Genomic DNA, 16117 nt, shown 5'->3' on the forward strand with positions numbered 1-16117 from the left:
GAACAAGCCTCAACCAAGACCTTTGGGAGCGCCCATTCGTGGCAGATCAGAAGGCCTCGACCTCGATCGAGGCAGTGGAGAGCGGCCTCGCCGCGCAAGGTTATATCGCGAGCCGGCAAATCGCGACCGCCGTCTATTTGTCGCAGCAAATCGAGAAGCCGATCCTGGTCGAGGGCCCCGCGGGCGTCGGCAAGACCGAGCTTGCCAAGGCCATCGCCGCTTGGCGCGGCATGAAGATGATCCGCCTGCAATGCTACGAGGGCCTCGACGAAGCCAAGGCGCTCTATGAGTGGAAATACGCCAAGCAACTTCTCTACACGCAGATCCTCAAGGACAAGCTCGGCGAAGTGCTCGGCGGCGCGCAGACGCTGCACGCCGCGCTCGACCAGCTCCATGATTTCGGCGACGTGTTCTTCTCCAAGGAGTTCGTCGAGCCCCGCCCCCTGCTCCAGGCGCTGGAGCAGCCGGGTGGCTGCGTGCTCTTGATCGACGAGATCGACAAGTCGGATGCGGAATTCGAATCGCTGCTGCTGGAGATCTTGTCCGACTTCCAAGTCACGATCCCCGAACTCGGAACCGTCTCGGCCATCACGCCGCCGACCGTGATCCTCACCTCCAATAGCGAGCGCGACCTCGGCGACGCCCTGAAGCGGCGCTGCCTGCATCTGCATATCGGCTTCCCCGAGCAGCGGCTGGAGGAGCGCATCGTCGAAAGCCGCGTGCCCGGCATTTCGCAGACGCTGCGCCGGCAGATGGTCGGCTTCATCCACGAGATCCGCTCGCTCGATCTGAAGAAGCTGCCCTCGGTCAGCGAGACCATCGACTGGGCGCGCGTACTTGTGTTGCTCCAGGCCGCCGAGCTCGACACCGAGATCGTCAAGGACACGCTCAACGTGCTTCTGAAATACGAAGCCGACATCGAGGCCGCAGCGCCGCAGGTGACGACCTTCATTGCCAAGGCGGCGCGGTCCAACGTCTTCGGTTGACGCCGATGCGCGAGAATCTCAATCGTTTCTTTCGGGCGGCGCGCGGCGTCGGCGTTCACGTCTCGCCTGCCGAAAGCATCGATGCGATGCGCGCTGTCGCGCAGGTCGGCATCTCCGACCGCGCCGTCCTGCGCGACGCGCTGCTCCTGACACTTGCCAAGTCGCGGGACGAGAAGCTCGCGCTCGGCGACTGCTTTGATCTCTTCTTCAGTCAGCCGGAGCCGCGGCAAGACCAGCCCGAAGCCGACAATAACGACACTCCGCAGGACGCGGATCGGACGCCTTCCTCCGGCGCTCCCGAAGGTTTGGGCCCGCTCGCGCAGATGCTGCTATCGCAGGACCGCAATACGATCGCGGCCGCCATCGCCAGCGCCTCCGGGGCGGCCTCCCTTTCCGACATCCGCTACTCCACCCAGCGCGGCATCTTTTCCAGCCGCATCCTCGACGCCATGGGCCTCCAGCGCCTGCGCGACGATCTGGAGGAGCTGACCGCAACCAACCCGGCACTGGCCGAACGTCTACGCGCCGCGCTCGACGCCTTACGCGAAGCCGTGCGCGATACGGTCTCTCAGGGGCTTGCACTCTATGCCCGCGAGGAGGCCGAAAACCTCCGCAACGAGATCCTGCGCAATGCTCCGCTTGCCCGCATCGAGCGGCGCCAAGTCGCCGAGATGCGCGCTCTCATCCGCCAGATCGCGCGCCGGCTGCGCGAGCGCTATTCCAAGCCGCGCAAGCGCCAGCGCCGCGGCCATCTCGACGTTCGGCGCACGCTCCGCCGCAACGCGGCCTGGGGCGGCGTGCCGTTCCTCACGGCATGGAAGCGCAAGCATCGCGACCGGCCGAAGATCGTAGCCCTGTGCGACGTCTCGGGCTCCGTTGCGCAAGTATCCGATTTCTTTTTGCTGCTGATCCACTCTCTGCACGAAGTGGTCGACGATGTCCGCTCCTTCGCCTTCTCCTCGCACCTGATCGAGGTCAGCGAGATCCTGGAATCGAAGTCGCCGGAGGAGGCGATGTCCGAGATCATGTCCAAGGTCGGTTTCGGCTCGTCGGACTATGGCTCTTCGCTGGTCGATTTCGAGAAGGGGTTCATGAGTTCGCTGACGCCGCAGACCACGGTGATCGTGCTCGGCGATGCCCGCAGCAACAATCTCGACCCGCGCGCCGACATTTTGCGCCGGATCGCCGACCGCTCGAAGCGACTGGTCTGGCTCAATCCCGAGGGTCGGCTCGCCTGGGGCTTTGGCGATTCCGAGATGCCGCGCTACGCGACCTTCTGCAGCGTCGTGCGCCAATGCGCCACGGCGCAACAGCTTGAGCGCGCCGTGTCCGATATCGTGGCGACTTATCAGTGAGCAACAATGGCCGCCGGCGTCAGGCGGCGTTCGGCTCGGCCTGCGCGAGATTGCACTCCCGAAAGTGACGGGCGACTTCGTCGAGTGCGCGCTGCTCCCACTCCTGAGCCCGTGCGAGCCAGAATACTATCGATCATCATTTCTGTGCATATTGCGACGCGGAATGGGACAGCGACCCTTCCTGTGCACTGCGATAGTTCGCACCGCAACATCAAGTACAGATCATCAATTAGTGATCGAGAATCGGAACGATGTTCGTGCGCCAACGATCTTAACGCTTGTGGCGCAACGAAGTGCGGCAATTTGTGAAGAGACATTCTAAACGACGCACCGAATTCTCGACTCATTGTCGTCGCATGGTTTTCATGCGGTGCCGCTAACAGGGGCGCGCGACTGGACTATCGCTTGAGGCAAAATGAGCAACGACGTTGACTTCGATCTTTCGCCGGACCAATGGGAAGCTCTGCGCACACTTCGCAATTCGACGTCGAGCGGTCGCCTCTCGAAGGCTTACATGATCGAAAGTCTCGTCAAGCTCGGCCTCGTCGTCATCGATGACGGCGTGCCGGCGATGACCCCCGCGGGACGCAGGGTGCTCGTGCGCGGATCATGCCGGCTGCTGGATCTCGTGGCATGACACGGGCGCACGACGACTGACCGCGGGCCCTGCGGCTTCTCGGCGGCCACACGATGAGTCCCCGCCCCGCAGTGCACCGGTGAAGAGGTGCCGCGCGGCGTCCCCGATATCACGCCTGCGATACTTCCGGGATCTTCGCGACAATCTGGCACGGTTGTTGCTCCTTTTTTGACGCTCAAGACGCGTCAGACCGGGGTAGTCCACCATGTCGACCATCACTGCGGCACCCGCCGCCGAGCCGAAGCCGCTCTATACCTCGCTCTTCGTCCAGGTCCTCGCCGCTCTGGCGCTTGGCGTGATCCTGGGGATGGCGGTTCCGGACTTCGCCGTCGGGCTCAAGATCCTCAGCGACGCCTTCCTGAAGCTGATCTCGATGATCGTGGCGCCGATCGTGTTCTGCGTCGTCGTGCACGGCATTGCCGGCGCGGGTGATCTCAAGAAGGTCGGTCGGGTCGGCGTCAAGGCGCTGGTCTATTTCGAGGTCATGACGACGGTGGCACTCGTCGTCGGCCTGCTGCTCGCCTACATCTTCGGCCCCGGCCACGGCATGAACATCGATCCCTCGACCCTCGATGCCAAGGCGCTCAACACCTATGCCGACAATGCCCATAAGCTGTCCGGCGGCGGCATCGGCGCCTTCCTGATGAACGTGATCCCGACCACCTCCTTCGATGCACTTTCGCGTAACGACGTGCTCCAGGTGCTGTTCTTCGCGGTGCTGTTCGGCGTCGGCCTAGCGCTGGTCGGCGGCGAGAAGGGCGCGCTCATCACCTCCGTCATCGACGCGGCCTCCACCGTGCTGTTCCGCGTCATGGGTCTGATCGTGCGCGTCGCCCCGCTCGGCGTGCTCGGCGCGGTCGCCTACACCGTCGGCAAATACGGCGTCGGCTCGCTGAAGCAGCTCGTGTCTCTGGTACTGCTGTTCTACGTCTCGGTCGGCATCTTCGTGCTCGGCGTGCTGGGTGGGGTGATGGCGCTCGCAGGCATCAACATCCTCAAATTCCTCGCTTACCTGCGCGAGGAGCTGACCATCGTGCTCGCCACCGCCTCGTCGGATGCGGTGCTGCCCCAGATCATGAAGAAGCTGGAGCGCATGGGCGTGAAGGACTCCGTCGTCGGTCTGGTCATTCCGACCGGCTATTCCTTCAACCTCGACGCCTTCTCGATCTATCTCACACTTGCGGTCGTCTTCATCGCGCAGGCCACCAACACGCCATTGTCCTTCGGTGATCTCCTGCTGGTGCTCGGCGTTTCGCTCATCACCTCAAAGGGTGCGCATGGCGTGCCGGGCTCGGCCATCGTGATCCTGGCCGCCACATTGAACGCGGTGCCGAGCATCCCCGCGATCGGCCTTGTGCTGGTGCTGTCGGTCGACTGGTTCATCGGCATGGCCCGTGCGCTCGGCAATCTCGTCGGCAATTGCGTGGCCACGGTCGTGGTCGCGGCCTGGGAAGGCGACCTCGACCGCGCCAAGGCGGCCAAGGTGCTCGAAGGCGGCGAGCTTGTGGACGTCACGGCGGGGTAAGGTCGATCAGTCATTCCACTGGAGGAGCGGCGTTCCATACGCCCTCCTCCAGACAGACAGAAAGCGCGGAAACCAGGAGTGGGCCACCGCGCCCTTGTAGGCCCAGGTTCGATACTTCAGACCGTGTTCCGAGATCAGCTCCTGATAGCCGCCGTGGACTTCGGTGGCAATGCGAATGTCCTTCAATATACCTTGCGCGCAGGCCCGGTAGGTATCGCCCCCCGAGGCCTCATCGAAGTCCAGCATACGATCTGCAAACTCGACATTGAACGTAGGCCAGGACGAACGCCCCTGATAGGCCGGTGCCGCGATCTTGTGGATGATCTTGTTGCGCGGATTATCCGCCGACACCAGGAAGTGGAACGTGCTGGGGATGCGAAAGCGCGGTTCGGCGATGATGAGATCCGCCGTCGCCGCGAACAGCGCGCGCTCGGTGGCATCGTTCATATTCCAGAAGCCGCGATGCACGCTGACGAAATCCAGCGCAACCGACGATACCGGTGAGCTCGCCGGACCATCCAGGGAATGCCTGATATGGCCATCCTTGCCGAATAGGCGGAGCAGGTCGTTCTTGTACTGCGCGAGGTCGCGCCCGAGCAGCCGCTTCAGCTCGTTCTCGTTGACGATCCCGAGCTGCACGCCCCACACGAAGGTCGTGTAGACCGAAGCATTGGTCACGAAGCGCCTGCGTTCGGCGCGGGTGTCTGTTGCAGCGGAGCGAGGTGCGTGGACATCGCAAAGCAAATATCCGGTGCCGTCATCATTGAACGGTTCGAGCTCGCTTGCGAGCTGGAGGATCGCCCGCTTCAGGTCATCGCCATATTCGGCCAGCAACAGGCGGCCTGCCTGTGCGCATTGCGACATCGCCAGATAGGACGACGTCCTCTCCTCGGCAGAGATCATCTGCTGGAGGCCGGCGAGAATGCCGAGCAGCGTATCCGAGGGCCGCGAGAAATAGTTCACGCCGAGATACCGGCCGCGGCCCGCCGGCACGAGGGTCGTGGTGACGACGTTGGCGCGAACCGCCTCCAGCAGCAGGCGCACGCTCTTCTCGAGCAGACGTACCCGCCGCACCGCGTCCTGCGAGTCCATGATCGTGTTGGGATCGAGCACGTCAGGATAGAACCAGGCGAAGTCGCGGGAATAATAGGCGGAGGCGTGCGGCGCGCCCGTGACGAGGAAGGCCTCGCTCACCGAGAACGCGCTGTCCATCGAATACCGATAGAGGTCCTCGATGGCCGACAATGAATGATGCGACTTTCTCAGGAACCGATCACCGAGGAAATTGACCGCCTGAAGCGCGTTGGCGACAAAAGTCGCAGCCATGCCCTGGTAAAACCGGTTTGCGCGATGTGACGGCGGAGGAATGTCGCTGTTCATGTGCACTTGGTGTCTCGCGATGCCGGCGATGGCCGGTCACCATGCCAAGCATGATCGATTCGTGTCTCGCCCCGATGACGAACGGCGGTCCGGCTGTTCAGCTCGCTCCGGCGCGGCTGTCCCGCGTCTGAAAATTCTCAATCACCCTGAGCAACACCCGGGCGCCGGCGTCGGCATCGGCGAGTTCGACATGCTCGTCCGGGTGATGGCTGATGCCGCCGCGGCAGCGGACGAAGATCATGCCGACATCGGCAATTTCGATCATCGCCATGCCGTCGTGCCCAGCCCCGCTCGGCAGCTCGAATACGGAAAAGCCTTCGGCTTCGATCGCCTGCGCGATCTGCTCCTTGAGCCACGGCGCGCAAGGCGCGGTGCGGTTCTCATGGGTGACGTCCAGCTGAAGGGCCAGCTGCCGGCGCTTGGCGATCGCTTCGATCTGGCGGACGACGTCGGCCACCGCGCGCTTGCGGTGCATGTCGGTCGGCGCGCGCATATCGATGGTAAAGGATACTTCGCCCGGAATGACGTTGGTCGCACCGGGCCTCGCCTGGACGTAACCGACGGTGCCGACCAGGCCGCCCTCGTCGGTTCGGCAAAACTGCTCGATCGCACCGATGCATTCGGCCGCGCCGGCGAGCGCATCACGGCGCAGCCCCATCGGCACGGTGCCGGCATGACCGGCCATCCCGGTCAGCCGGGCGGCAAGGCGCGTGGCACCGGCAATCGCGGTGACGACGCCCACGGGCAGGTTCTGCGCTTCCAGCACCGGCCCCTGCTCGATGTGCAATTCGAGATAGGCAAGCAGTTCGCGGCGCGCCCGCGCGGCCGCGCCGATATGGTCGGGATCGAGGCCGAACTGCACGAGCGCGTCGCGCATCGACACGCCGTCGCTGTCGCGCGTATTCAGGACGCTCTCGTCAAAAGTGCCGGCCACCGCACGGCTGCCGAGCAAGGTCGACGCGAACCGCACCCCCTCCTCGTCGGCAAAGCCGATCACCTCGATCGCAAACGGCAGGCGCTTGCCGCGACGGTTGAGATCGGCGACGCAGGAGATCGCGGTGATCACACCCAGCGGTCCATCCCATTTGCCGGCATCTCGCACGGTGTCGTAATGCGAGCCGAGCATCAGGCACGGCGCGCCCGGCCGGTCGCCTTCGTAGCGGCCACAGACATTGCCGATTGCGTCGAGACGGGCGCTCATGCCGGCTTCGCGCATCCAGCCAAGGATGAGGTCCGCCGCCTCGCGCAGCTCTTTGGTGAGATAGATGCGGGTGAGATTGTCACCTGTTTCCGAGATCGCCGCCAGATCGTTGATTCGGCGCACGATGGTTTCGCCGAGCGATGCATCTTGAACGGCGTTAACGGCCCCCATCTCGACAAATTTCCTCTTCTCTGGGCCGCGGGAGTTGCTGTCTCGGCGCCAAACGGTACGAGTTCGGTGCCGGCCAAATCACGCACCCGCGCCGGCCTCAACACGCGCGTGATTAGCATGAATGCGAGTATGCGCCAGACTGCCTCGTCCCGGTCGTGCACGAGGGCGGGCCAACGCCTGTATCGGTATCCGGCACTTTTCCATATCAGGATCTTGATGGCCCGCATAATCAATATTTTTCAAGCGGTTATCCGAAAACTGCGCTCGCCAACAACCGTCCGACCGGCTGCTGGTGATGTTCCACGGCAAATTATGTATGAAGCACGGATCAGCGAAGCCGACCTTCATCCTGGTCGGCCGGCGCGCGGCCGGTACTGATCGTGGAGCAGCGATGGACGGCATGTCCGAACGTGACGAACACTTCCTACGCCTGTCCTTCGCGGTCGCCCGCCGCTCGCTCACCCATGGCAACCATCCCTTCGGCTGCATCGTCGTCGCGGCCGAGGGCAAGGTGCTCATCGAGAGCGAGAACGGCTACATGCCGGATCATGACGGCACCGCGCATGCCGAACGGCTCGCGGCCACCCAGGCCTGTCGTACCCTCAGTCGCGAGGTGCTGGCGAAAGCCACGCTTTATTCGTCAGCCGAACCCTGCGCGATGTGTGCGGGCGCGATCTACTGGGCCGGCATCGGCCGCGTCGTTTATGGCCTCAGCGAGCATCGCCTGCGCGCCATCACCGGCAACCATCCGGAGAACCCGACCCTCGACCTGCCGTGTCGCGAGGTCTTTGCCAGCGGGCAGCGGCCGACGGAGGTCGTCGGCCCGCTGCTCGAAAAAGAGGCCGAAGCGCTGCACGACGGCGTTTGGACGAAGTAGCAGCTCATTCAAAAGGAGGTGACGCCGCGGAGGTTTGGCGCGGCGCCATCGTCTTTCACCTGCAGAGCGTCAGGCGGTCAGAACTTCACGGTGATACCCGAGTAGAGCGAGGACTCGGTGCAGGAGCCCGTGCTCACCGTCCGACCACCAACGGCCGTGGTACAGCCGACCGCGAGGTTGTGATCGAGACCGAACTTGTTCTGCCAGTAGCGGTAGGCCACCCAGACGTCCACGAAATGGGAGTACTTGTCACCCCAGGCTGCCTTCGAAGCATCGAAGGTCAGACGGATGGGCTCGGAGTTCAACTCAACCGCCGTGTTGTAGACGCCATTCGCCGGGCTGTAGGGAAGCGGCTGGGTGTCGGTGCCCTTCTTGCCGTACCAGCCGGCGCGGCCGCTGATCGAGAAATACTGCATGTTCGGCGGCAGGAAGCCGAGGTCCATGTAGTAATTGACCTCGACAGCCCAGGTTGGCTTGAACGACGTGTTGCCGTCGGCAAGACACGTGACGCCGGGAACGCCTGGACCGAACAGGCCACACTGGCTGAAGGAATTGTGGTTGGCGAACTCCCAATAGACCAGCGGCGCGACGTTGATGTAGCCCTTGTAAGGCAGATCGAATGCAAACTGCAGACCGCCGACGACGTCGCGCTTGGCAGCGCCGAAATACCGGTTCTCGGTATTGGCATCCATGCCGACCTCGAAGGAGATGTTGTGCAGCGGCCCCGCGGTGAAGGCCTTGGTGTCGAAGAGCTCGTTCCAGCCGAAGGTCGAGCGGAACAGGCCATAGATTTCGGTCGCACCGGCGCAGGACGCCGGCGCACCGAAGATCGTGCCGGCGTTGGTGCATGGCCCGGCCGGATCATTGTGATCCGACTTGAACATGGAGATGGTGAAGAAGTTCGTGCCGTAGGCCCAGAGGTCGAAGTGAGTGAAGGAATAGACCTGCTTGGTGGTCTTGCTGTCGATCGACCCGTCTGGCCGGAATGACCACGCGCCGGGCTGCGACGCATTGAAGATGTATGAGAATGTGACGCGATTATCGATCACCAGGAAGAACGGAAGGTCCGAAGCCTTCTTGGCCGCCTTGACCGGCAGATCCGCCCCCTGAGCTAGGCCGCCGGTGGCCAGCGTAGCGAGCGACAGCGCCGCTGCTGCCACTGCCGTGTAACGAAACGACATCCTGAATACCCCCTCGTTTGACAGGCAAAAATGAACGCCCCCTGTGGGTGCGACACTTGCGCCGATCTCCCAGGGTGAGAAGCCTCAACTTTTCACATGGCGTGCCGCTTGTTTCGGCAGGACGCGACGAACCATGGTCGAGATTGCAGTGGCCACGCACGCAGGGAGCAGCGGAGAAGGACCACTGTTGCCGAACATTCCCTGATTGTTTTTATTCGGATTTTCTTGATCGCGCCCAATGCGATGCCAGGTCCGAGCAGCCGTCGCAACCGCTGCGCTTCGAGCCGTGAACGGACCGACGCGTCATTGCTCAACATGGCGTCAGGTCTGCACAGCGGGTTCCGATTTGGCTTGGACCGTCACAAATTTGCAACAGGCGCCGCTCGCAGGCGCTGTCGCTCCCGGAGTCCAAGTACCGTTTGCTGGTCGCCCAGAATCGAAGACGACCGCTGGGCCGATCGCCTGCCGAAGCGTTGAGCAAGGGATGATGCTTTTTCACATCTTACGTCGCGGTTCAAACTGGCCCACTATCGAGGCACTTCACCCATGCAAGCGCATCAGCGAATGTTAGATTCGACGCCCAACGGCCAGCATTCCGGCGATTCCCCGCTCCTGAGGACGATCGGACTCACCAAGCGTTATGGTGATTTCCTCGCCAACGATTCCATCGACATCGACATCTGGCCGAGGGAAATCCACGCCCTGCTCGGCGAGAACGGCGCCGGCAAGTCGACGCTGGTCAAGTCGATCTACGGGCTGATCCAACCCAGCGCCGGCGAGATTCGCTGGCAGGGCCAACGGATCGTGCTGTCCGGTCCGTCCGAAGCACGCAGCCGCGGCATCGGCATGGTGTTCCAGCATTTCTCGCTGTTCGACAATCTCACGGTCGCCGAGAACGTCGCGCTCGGCCTCGACGGCAAGGAATCCTTCAAGGACATGTCGGCCCGGCTGGAGCAGGTATCGAAGACTTACGGTCTACCGCTCGATCCCAAACGAGAGGTCTGGCAACTCTCAGTCGGTGAGCGCCAGCGCATCGAGATCGTCCGCGCTTTGATGCAGGATCCCAAATTCCTGATCCTGGACGAGCCCACCGCGGTGCTGACCCCGCAGGAGGCTGACCAGCTTTTCATCGTGCTGGAGCGGCTCAAGGCCGAAGGCCGTGCTATCCTCTACATCAGCCACAAACTCGAGGAGGTCAAGCGGCTCTGCGGCACCGCGACGATCTTGCGCGGCGGCAGGAAAGTCGAGACCTGCAATCCCAGGCTCGAGACCGCTGCCTCGCTTGCGCGGATGATGGTCGGCGGGGAGATCAAGGAAGTGAAGGCCGTATCCGGCCGCAAGACCACTGTGCCGCGGCTCGTCGTCAACGACCTCTCGCTTGCCCCCAGCGAAGCGCATGGCGTGCGGCTCGAGCATATTTCGTTCGAGCTCAAGGGCGGCGAGATCCTCGGCATCGCGGGCGTCGCAGGCAACGGCCAGGAGGAATTGTTCGCCGCGCTCTCCGGCGAGCGCCTCGCGAAGGATCCCGGAACGGTGGTGATCGAAGGCATTGCCGCCGGTCATCTCTCGATCACACAGCGGCGCAAGCTGGGCGCGGCTTTCGTTCCCGAGGAGCGGCTCGGGCACGGCACCGCACCGCGGATGAGACTGTCGGAGAACGCGTTGCTGACCGGACACGCTGCCAGCGGCATGGTCCACCACGGGTTCATCGACACCGCGGCCACGCTGAAGACAGTTGACCGCGCGACGGAAACCTTCGACGTCCGCAAGGCCAAGCGCGATCCGGAAGCGGCAAGCCTCTCCGGCGGCAACCTGCAGAAGTTCATCGTGGGGCGCGAGATCCTGCGCAATCCGGCGGTGCTGGTTGTGAGCCAGCCGACCTGGGGCGTCGACGCCGGCGCTGCCGCGGTGATCCGCCAGGCGCTGCTCGATCTCGCAAGCGCCGGCGCCGCCGTGCTGGTGACCAGTCAGGATCTCGACGAGCTTGCCGAGATCGCCGACAGCATCGCCGTGATGTTCCATGGCCGGCTCTCGGCCCCGCTCGCGACAAGCGAAGCGACCCGCGAAAAGCTCGGTCTGCTCATGGGTGGCAGCAGCCTGGAACCGAAGGAGGCCGCGCATGCAATTGGTGCTTGAGAAGCGCGCCGAGCGGTCGAACACGATCGCGCTGGTCTCGCCCCTGATTGCGATCGGCCTGACGATCGTCACCATGACCATCCTGTTCGCGATCCTCGGCAAGAATCCGCTGCTCGCGCTCCACGCCTACTTCATCGCGCCCCTGACCGACGGCTATTCGCTCCAGGAGATCGCGGTGAAGGCAACGCCGCTGGTGATGATCGCGATCGGGCTGTCGCTCTGCTATCTCGCCAATGCCTGGAACATCGGCGCCGAAGGGCAATTCCTGATCGGTGCAGTGGCCGGAAGCTGGATCGCGGTGAAGACGCAAGGCACCGACGCCGGCGCTTGGGTGTTGCCGGCGATGCTCGTGCTCGCGGCTGCAGCGGGCGCGCTCTATGCGCTGATCCCGGCGATCTGCAAGGTCAAGTTCGGCGCCAGCGAAATCCTGACCAGCCTGATGCTGGTCTATGTCGCCGACCTCTTCCTCGACTATCTCGTGCGCGGTCCCTGGCGCGATCCGCACGGCTTCAACTTCCCGACCACGGCCGAGTTCGATCCAGTGGCGACAGTGCCGCTGCTGATCGAGGGCGGGCGGCTCCATCTCGGCTCGATCATCGCCCTGCTCGTCGTCGCCGCAGCGGCGATCCTGCTCGGGCGCACCATCAAGGGCTTTGAGATCCGCGTGGTCGGCGCGGCGCCGCGTGCCGCACGGTTCGGCGGCTTCAATGCCAACCAGCTGATCATCCTGACCTTCGCGGTCTCCGGCGCGCTGGCCGGCCTCGCCGGAATCATCGAGGTCGCAGGCCCGGTCGGGCACCTCCAGCCCGGCATTTCGCCGGGCTACGGCTTTACCGCGATCATCGTCGCCTTCCTCGGCCGGCTGAACCCGCTTGGAATATTAATTGCAGGCCTTTTCCTCGCATTGACCTTTATCGGCGGCGAGCAGGCTCAGATCGCGATGAAGATTCCGTTGGACGTCACCAAGGTCTTTCAGGGCATTCTGCTGTTCTACGTGCTCGCCTGCGACTCCCTGATCCTTTACCGCTTCAAGCTGGTCTTCCCAAGCCGACAGGTGACCCGTGGAGCTGGTTGAGGCCATCATCCTCGCGGTGCTCGCCGCGTCGACGCCGCTGCTGATTGCGGCGACCGGCGAGCTCGTGACCGAGCGTTCCGGCGTGCTCAATCTCGGCGTCGAGGGCATGATGATCGTTGGCGCCGCCTGCGGCTTTGCCGGCGCGTGGCTCACCGGATCGATTCTCGTCGGCGCGCTGCTCGGCATCGTTGCGGGCACGCTGATGTCGCTCGTCTTCGCGCTGATGGCGCTCGGGCTCGCCGTCAACCAGGTCGCGACCGGTCTCGCACTGACCATCCTCGGCATCGGCCTCTCAGGCCTGATCGGCGCCGGCTTCGTCGGCGAGCGCATCACGCCGGCCGTGCACCTCCATATTCCCGGCCTGACCGACATTCCGCTGATCGGCCGTGTGCTGTTCGGCGAGGACGGCTTCGTCTACTTCTCGGTCGCACTGATCGTCGGCGTCTGGTGGTTCCTGTACCGCACGCGGGCGGGATTGATCCTACGCGCCTGCGGGGACAATCACGTCTCCGCGCATGCACTCGGCTATCCCGTGCTGCGCATCCGCACCTTCGCGGTGATGTTCGGCGGCGCCTGCGCGGGTCTTGCCGGGGCCTATCTGCCGCTCGCCTATACGCCCTTCTTTATCCCCGGCATGACCGCGGGCCGCGGCTGGATCGCGCTGGCGCTTGTCGTGTTCTCGTCCTGGCGGCCGGGCCGGCTCGTGGTCGGCGCCTATCTCTTCGGTGCTGTGACGATCCTGCAATTGCATGCGCAGGGCTGGGGCGTCGGCATTCCCTCGCAATTCATGTCGGCGCTGCCTTACCTCGCGACCGTCATCGTCCTGGTCTTGCTCTCCCGTGCGCGCACCGGCGGCTCGACCGCGCCGGCCGCGCTCGGCACGGTGTTCGTTCCCGATCGCTGAATTTCGTTTCCGCGGCGTGCGCGATGGGGCGCGCGCGTTGCGGATCGTGGCTTTCCCCTGATGTTGGAGATTGATTATGAGGAAATCACTTCTTGCATTGGCTATCGGGCTCTTGCTTGCCGGCAGTGTCGGTGCAGCCTCCGCCGCCGACAAGCTGAAGGTCGGTTTCATCTATTTGGGCCCGATCGGAGATCTCGGCTGGACTTATCAGCACGACCTCGCGCGTCAGGCGCTGGTGAAGGAATTGGGCGACAAGATCGAGACCACTTACCTCGAGAACGTGCCCGAAGGTCCCGACGCCGAGCGCTCGATCGAACAGCTCGTCCGCGCCGGCAACAAGCTGATCTTCACCACGTCGTTCGGCTACATGGATCCGACGCTGAAGGTCGCCAAGAAATATCCGAACGTGCATTTCGAGCACGCCACCGGCTACAAGCGCAATCCGAACATGTCGACCTATTCGGCCAAATGGTATCAGGGCCGCTACATCCAGGGCCTGATCGCGGCCAAGATGTCGAAATCGGGCGTGCTCGGCTATATCGGCTCGTTCCCGATTCCCGAGGTCGTCTCCGGCATCAACGCCACGATGCTTGCGGCGCAGACCATCAACCCGAATATCAAGGTCAAGATCATCTGGGCCAATACCTGGTTCGACCCGGGCAAGGAGGCCGACGCCGCCAAGGCGCTGATCGACCAGGGCGCCGACGTCATCATGCAGCACACGGACTCGCCAGCGGCGATGCAGATCGCGAGCGAACGCGGCAAACTCGCCTTCGGCCAGGATTCCGAGATGATCAAGTTCGGGCCCAAGACCCAGCTCACCTCGATCCTCGATACCTGGGCCCCCTACTACATCGAGCGCGTCAAGGCCGAGCTCGCCGGCACCTGGAAGTCCGAGGACACCTGGGGCGGCCTCGACAGCCACATGTTCGCGATGGCGCCTTATACCAACATGCCTGACGATGTGAAAAAGATGGCCGAGGATGCCCAGGCCGCGATCACCGCGGGCAAGCTGCATCCGTTCAAATGCCCGATCGTTGGGCAGGACGGCAAGCCGGTCGAGTGCAAGGGCGGCGATCACCTCGATGACGGCCAGATCCTCGGCATGAACTTCTACGTGAAAGGCATCGACGACAAGCTGCCGGGCAAGTAGCACGCTTCTTGCATCGCCTAAATCACCTGCTCCTCCCGGAGGAGGTTCGGAGGGGGTGGCCAGAAGCACCCGGCACTTGTGGCTGCCCCCTCTTTCTATCTGGCCCCCGATTATCCCCCCTGCATGGCCCGCGCCGCGGAACTATGGCGGCGGATGAGGTCTGCGACATCGAGGCCCGGGATCGCGCCATCGATCACCGCCCATTTTCCAGCCACCATCACCCGATCGGCGCGATGCGCCCCGCACAGCACCAGGGCGGCCAGGGGATCGCCGTGGCCGGAGAAGCGCAGCTCATCGAGCTTGAACAGCGCGAGGTCCGCCGCCTTGCCGACCGCGATCTCGCCGAGCTCCGGACGGCCGACGCAGGCTGCCGAGCCCTTGGTCGCCCAGCGCAGCGCATCGCTGTGGCTGACCCTCGTCACGCCATAGCGCGCCCGTTGCAGCAGGAACGCGGCCCGCACCTCCTGCATCAGGTTGGAACCGTCGTTGGAGGCCGAGCCGTCGACACCAATGCCGATCCCGACGCCGGCCTCTTCCATATCGCATACCGGGCAACAACCGGACGCCAGCAGCTGGTTGCTGCACGCGCAATGGCTGACGGTCGTGCCGGCCTTGCCGAGCCGTCTCATCTCGTCCGGATTGAAGAAGATTCCGTGGGCGAGCCAGGTGCGCGCGTTGAGCCAGCCGCATTGCTCGAGATAATCCAGCGGGCGGCAGCCATACATCTGCTCGCAGAACCTGTTCTCGTCCTCGGTTTCGGCGAGATGGGTATGCAGGCGCACGTCGAGCTTGTCGGCGAGATCGGCGGTGGCCCGCATCAGCGACGTCGTCACCGAGAAAGGTGAGCACGGCGCGAGCGCGATCTGCACCATCGCGTCCGCGCCGCGCTGGTGGTGCTTGGCGACCAAGCGGGCACTGTCGGCAAGGATGGTTTCCTCGTCCTGCACGACGCTGTCGGGCGGCAGGCCGCCATCGCGCTGCGACAGGTTCATCGAGCCGCGCGTGAGCAACACCCTTAACCCGAGGCGCTTCGCCACCGCCACCTCGATATCGACGGCGTCTTCGAGTCCGGCCGGGAATACATAGTGGTGATCGGTCGTGGTGGTGCAGCCGGAGAGCAGCAGCTCGGACATCGCCACGGTGACGCCGAGCTCGAGCGCTTCCGGCGTCAGCCTCGCCCACACCGGATAGAGCGCCTGAAGCCAGGGGAACAGCTCGCGGCCCATCGCGGCCGGCAGCGCCCGCGTCAGCGTCTGATAGAAATGATGATGGGTGTTGATCAGGCCCGGCAGCACCACGTGTTCGCCCGCGTCGAACACCGCGACGTCAGCGGTTGCGGGCACACCGCCGGCCGGCACCAGCTCGACGATCCGGCCGTCCTTCACCACGATGCCGCGCTCGGCACGGTCGGCGAGGATGGCCAGGGGATCCCTGATCCATGTCGGCCTTGTGTCACTCATGATCCTGCTTCTCCTCACACCCGCTGACGGCAGGCCTGCAAGGCGGAGGACGACCGCGTCCCTGCTCCGACTTGTT

At 63.9% G+C, this 16117-nt stretch carries 13 protein-coding genes; 9 read left to right on the forward strand and 4 right to left on the reverse strand.

The window, feature by feature from the left end:
* Positions 1-38 precede the first annotated feature (38 nt).
* From P6U28_RS21200 to P6U28_RS21215, 4 genes are all read left to right on the forward strand, one after another.
* Positions 39-986 carry a MoxR family ATPase gene (locus P6U28_RS21200; RefSeq protein WP_162500191.1) on the forward strand — a complete coding sequence of 316 codons (948 nt, stop codon included), beginning with the start codon at positions 39-41 and terminating at the stop codon, positions 984-986.
* Positions 987-991: 5 nt separating this feature from the next.
* Entirely contained in the window at positions 992-2341 is a 1350-nt protein-coding gene (locus P6U28_RS21205; RefSeq protein ID WP_407119777.1) for a vWA domain-containing protein, read from the forward strand.
* A 415-nt stretch (positions 2342-2756) separates the two neighbouring features.
* Positions 2757-2978: a hypothetical protein gene (locus P6U28_RS21210; protein ID WP_129144192.1), complete on the forward strand. Its 222-nt coding sequence runs from the start codon at positions 2757-2759 to the stop codon at positions 2976-2978.
* A 205-nt stretch (positions 2979-3183) separates the two neighbouring features.
* On the forward strand, positions 3184-4503 hold the full coding sequence (locus P6U28_RS21215; protein ID WP_122402226.1) for a dicarboxylate/amino acid:cation symporter: 1320 nt from the start codon (positions 3184-3186) through the stop codon (positions 4501-4503).
* 6 nt (positions 4504-4509) lie between these two features.
* On the opposite strand, the gene P6U28_RS21220 is transcribed toward P6U28_RS21215, so the two are convergent.
* Both P6U28_RS21220 and P6U28_RS21225 read right to left on the reverse strand, forming a co-directional pair.
* Positions 4510-5883: a hypothetical protein gene (locus P6U28_RS21220; protein WP_407119778.1), complete on the reverse strand. Its 1374-nt coding sequence runs from the start codon at positions 5881-5883 to the stop codon at positions 4510-4512.
* 97 nt (positions 5884-5980) lie between these two features.
* Positions 5981-7255, reverse strand: coding sequence for an allantoate amidohydrolase (locus tag P6U28_RS21225; protein ID WP_129144193.1), 1275 nt, complete (start codon positions 7253-7255; stop codon positions 5981-5983).
* A gap of 391 nt (positions 7256-7646) precedes the next feature.
* Between P6U28_RS21225 and P6U28_RS21230 the strand changes: the two genes are divergently transcribed.
* Positions 7647-8132, forward strand: coding sequence for a nucleoside deaminase (locus tag P6U28_RS21230; RefSeq protein ID WP_407123090.1), 486 nt, complete (start codon positions 7647-7649; stop codon positions 8130-8132).
* Between the two features lie 77 nt (positions 8133-8209).
* Here the strand turns inward: P6U28_RS21230 and P6U28_RS21235 are convergent, their stop codons facing one another.
* Entirely contained in the window at positions 8210-9313 is a 1104-nt protein-coding gene (locus P6U28_RS21235) for a hypothetical protein (RefSeq protein ID WP_122402224.1), read from the reverse strand.
* A gap of 564 nt (positions 9314-9877) precedes the next feature.
* On the opposite strand from P6U28_RS21235, the gene P6U28_RS21240 reads away from it, so the two are divergent.
* The 4 genes from P6U28_RS21240 to P6U28_RS21255 all read left to right on the forward strand — a co-directional run bounded on the left by P6U28_RS21240 (position 9878) and on the right by P6U28_RS21255 (position 14581).
* Positions 9878-11449, forward strand: a complete 1572-nt coding sequence (locus P6U28_RS21240) for an ABC transporter ATP-binding protein (protein ID WP_407119780.1) — start codon at positions 9878-9880, stop codon at positions 11447-11449.
* Positions 11433-12524, forward strand: coding sequence for an ABC transporter permease (locus P6U28_RS21245; protein WP_129144195.1), 1092 nt, complete (start codon positions 11433-11435; stop codon positions 12522-12524). The genes P6U28_RS21240 and P6U28_RS21245 overlap by 17 nt, the downstream gene beginning before the upstream one ends.
* Positions 12511-13428 (forward strand): ABC transporter permease, encoded by a 918-nt coding sequence (locus P6U28_RS21250; protein WP_407119781.1) that lies wholly within the window; start codon positions 12511-12513, stop codon positions 13426-13428. Before P6U28_RS21245 ends, P6U28_RS21250 begins: the two co-directional genes overlap by 14 nt.
* A 76-nt stretch (positions 13429-13504) precedes the next feature.
* A complete protein-coding gene (locus P6U28_RS21255) occupies positions 13505-14581 on the forward strand; it encodes a BMP family ABC transporter substrate-binding protein (RefSeq protein ID WP_407119782.1) in 1077 nt (358 codons plus the stop codon).
* Between the two features lie 110 nt (positions 14582-14691).
* Here P6U28_RS21255 and P6U28_RS21260 read toward each other — a convergent pair whose 3' ends face one another.
* Complete coding sequence (locus P6U28_RS21260) at positions 14692-16041, reverse strand: 8-oxoguanine deaminase (protein ID WP_407119783.1); 1350 nt, start codon at positions 16039-16041, stop codon at positions 14692-14694.
* Positions 16042-16117 lie beyond the last annotated feature (76 nt).

It is taken from the genome of Bradyrhizobium sp. STM 3561, from assembly GCF_045571455.1.
GTDB lineage: Bacteria > Pseudomonadota > Alphaproteobacteria > Rhizobiales > Xanthobacteraceae > Bradyrhizobium > Bradyrhizobium vignae.

Bases quoted from the DNA above. Each gene is read 5' to 3' on its own strand.
- P6U28_RS21225 (WP_129144193.1), bottom strand. From the start codon at position 7,255: ATGGGGGCCGTTAACGCCGTTCAAGATGCATCGCTCGGCGAAACCATC.
- P6U28_RS21245 (WP_129144195.1), top strand. From the start codon at position 11,433: ATGCAATTGGTGCTTGAGAAGCGCGCCGAGCGGTCGAACACGATCGCG.
- P6U28_RS21260 (WP_407119783.1), bottom strand. From the start codon at position 16,041: ATGAGTGACACAAGGCCGACATGGATCAGGGATCCCCTGGCCATCCTC.
- P6U28_RS21215 (WP_122402226.1), top strand. From the start codon at position 3,184: ATGTCGACCATCACTGCGGCACCCGCCGCCGAGCCGAAGCCGCTCTAT.
- P6U28_RS21205 (WP_407119777.1), top strand. From the start codon at position 992: ATGCGCGAGAATCTCAATCGTTTCTTTCGGGCGGCGCGCGGCGTCGGC.
- P6U28_RS21230 (WP_407123090.1), top strand. From the start codon at position 7,647: ATGGACGGCATGTCCGAACGTGACGAACACTTCCTACGCCTGTCCTTC.
- P6U28_RS21210 (WP_129144192.1), top strand. From the start codon at position 2,757: ATGAGCAACGACGTTGACTTCGATCTTTCGCCGGACCAATGGGAAGCT.
- P6U28_RS21220 (WP_407119778.1), bottom strand. From the start codon at position 5,883: ATGAACAGCGACATTCCTCCGCCGTCACATCGCGCAAACCGGTTTTAC.
- P6U28_RS21240 (WP_407119780.1), top strand. From the start codon at position 9,878: ATGTTAGATTCGACGCCCAACGGCCAGCATTCCGGCGATTCCCCGCTC.
- P6U28_RS21255 (WP_407119782.1), top strand. From the start codon at position 13,505: ATGAGGAAATCACTTCTTGCATTGGCTATCGGGCTCTTGCTTGCCGGC.
- P6U28_RS21235 (WP_122402224.1), bottom strand. From the start codon at position 9,313: ATGTCGTTTCGTTACACGGCAGTGGCAGCAGCGGCGCTGTCGCTCGCT.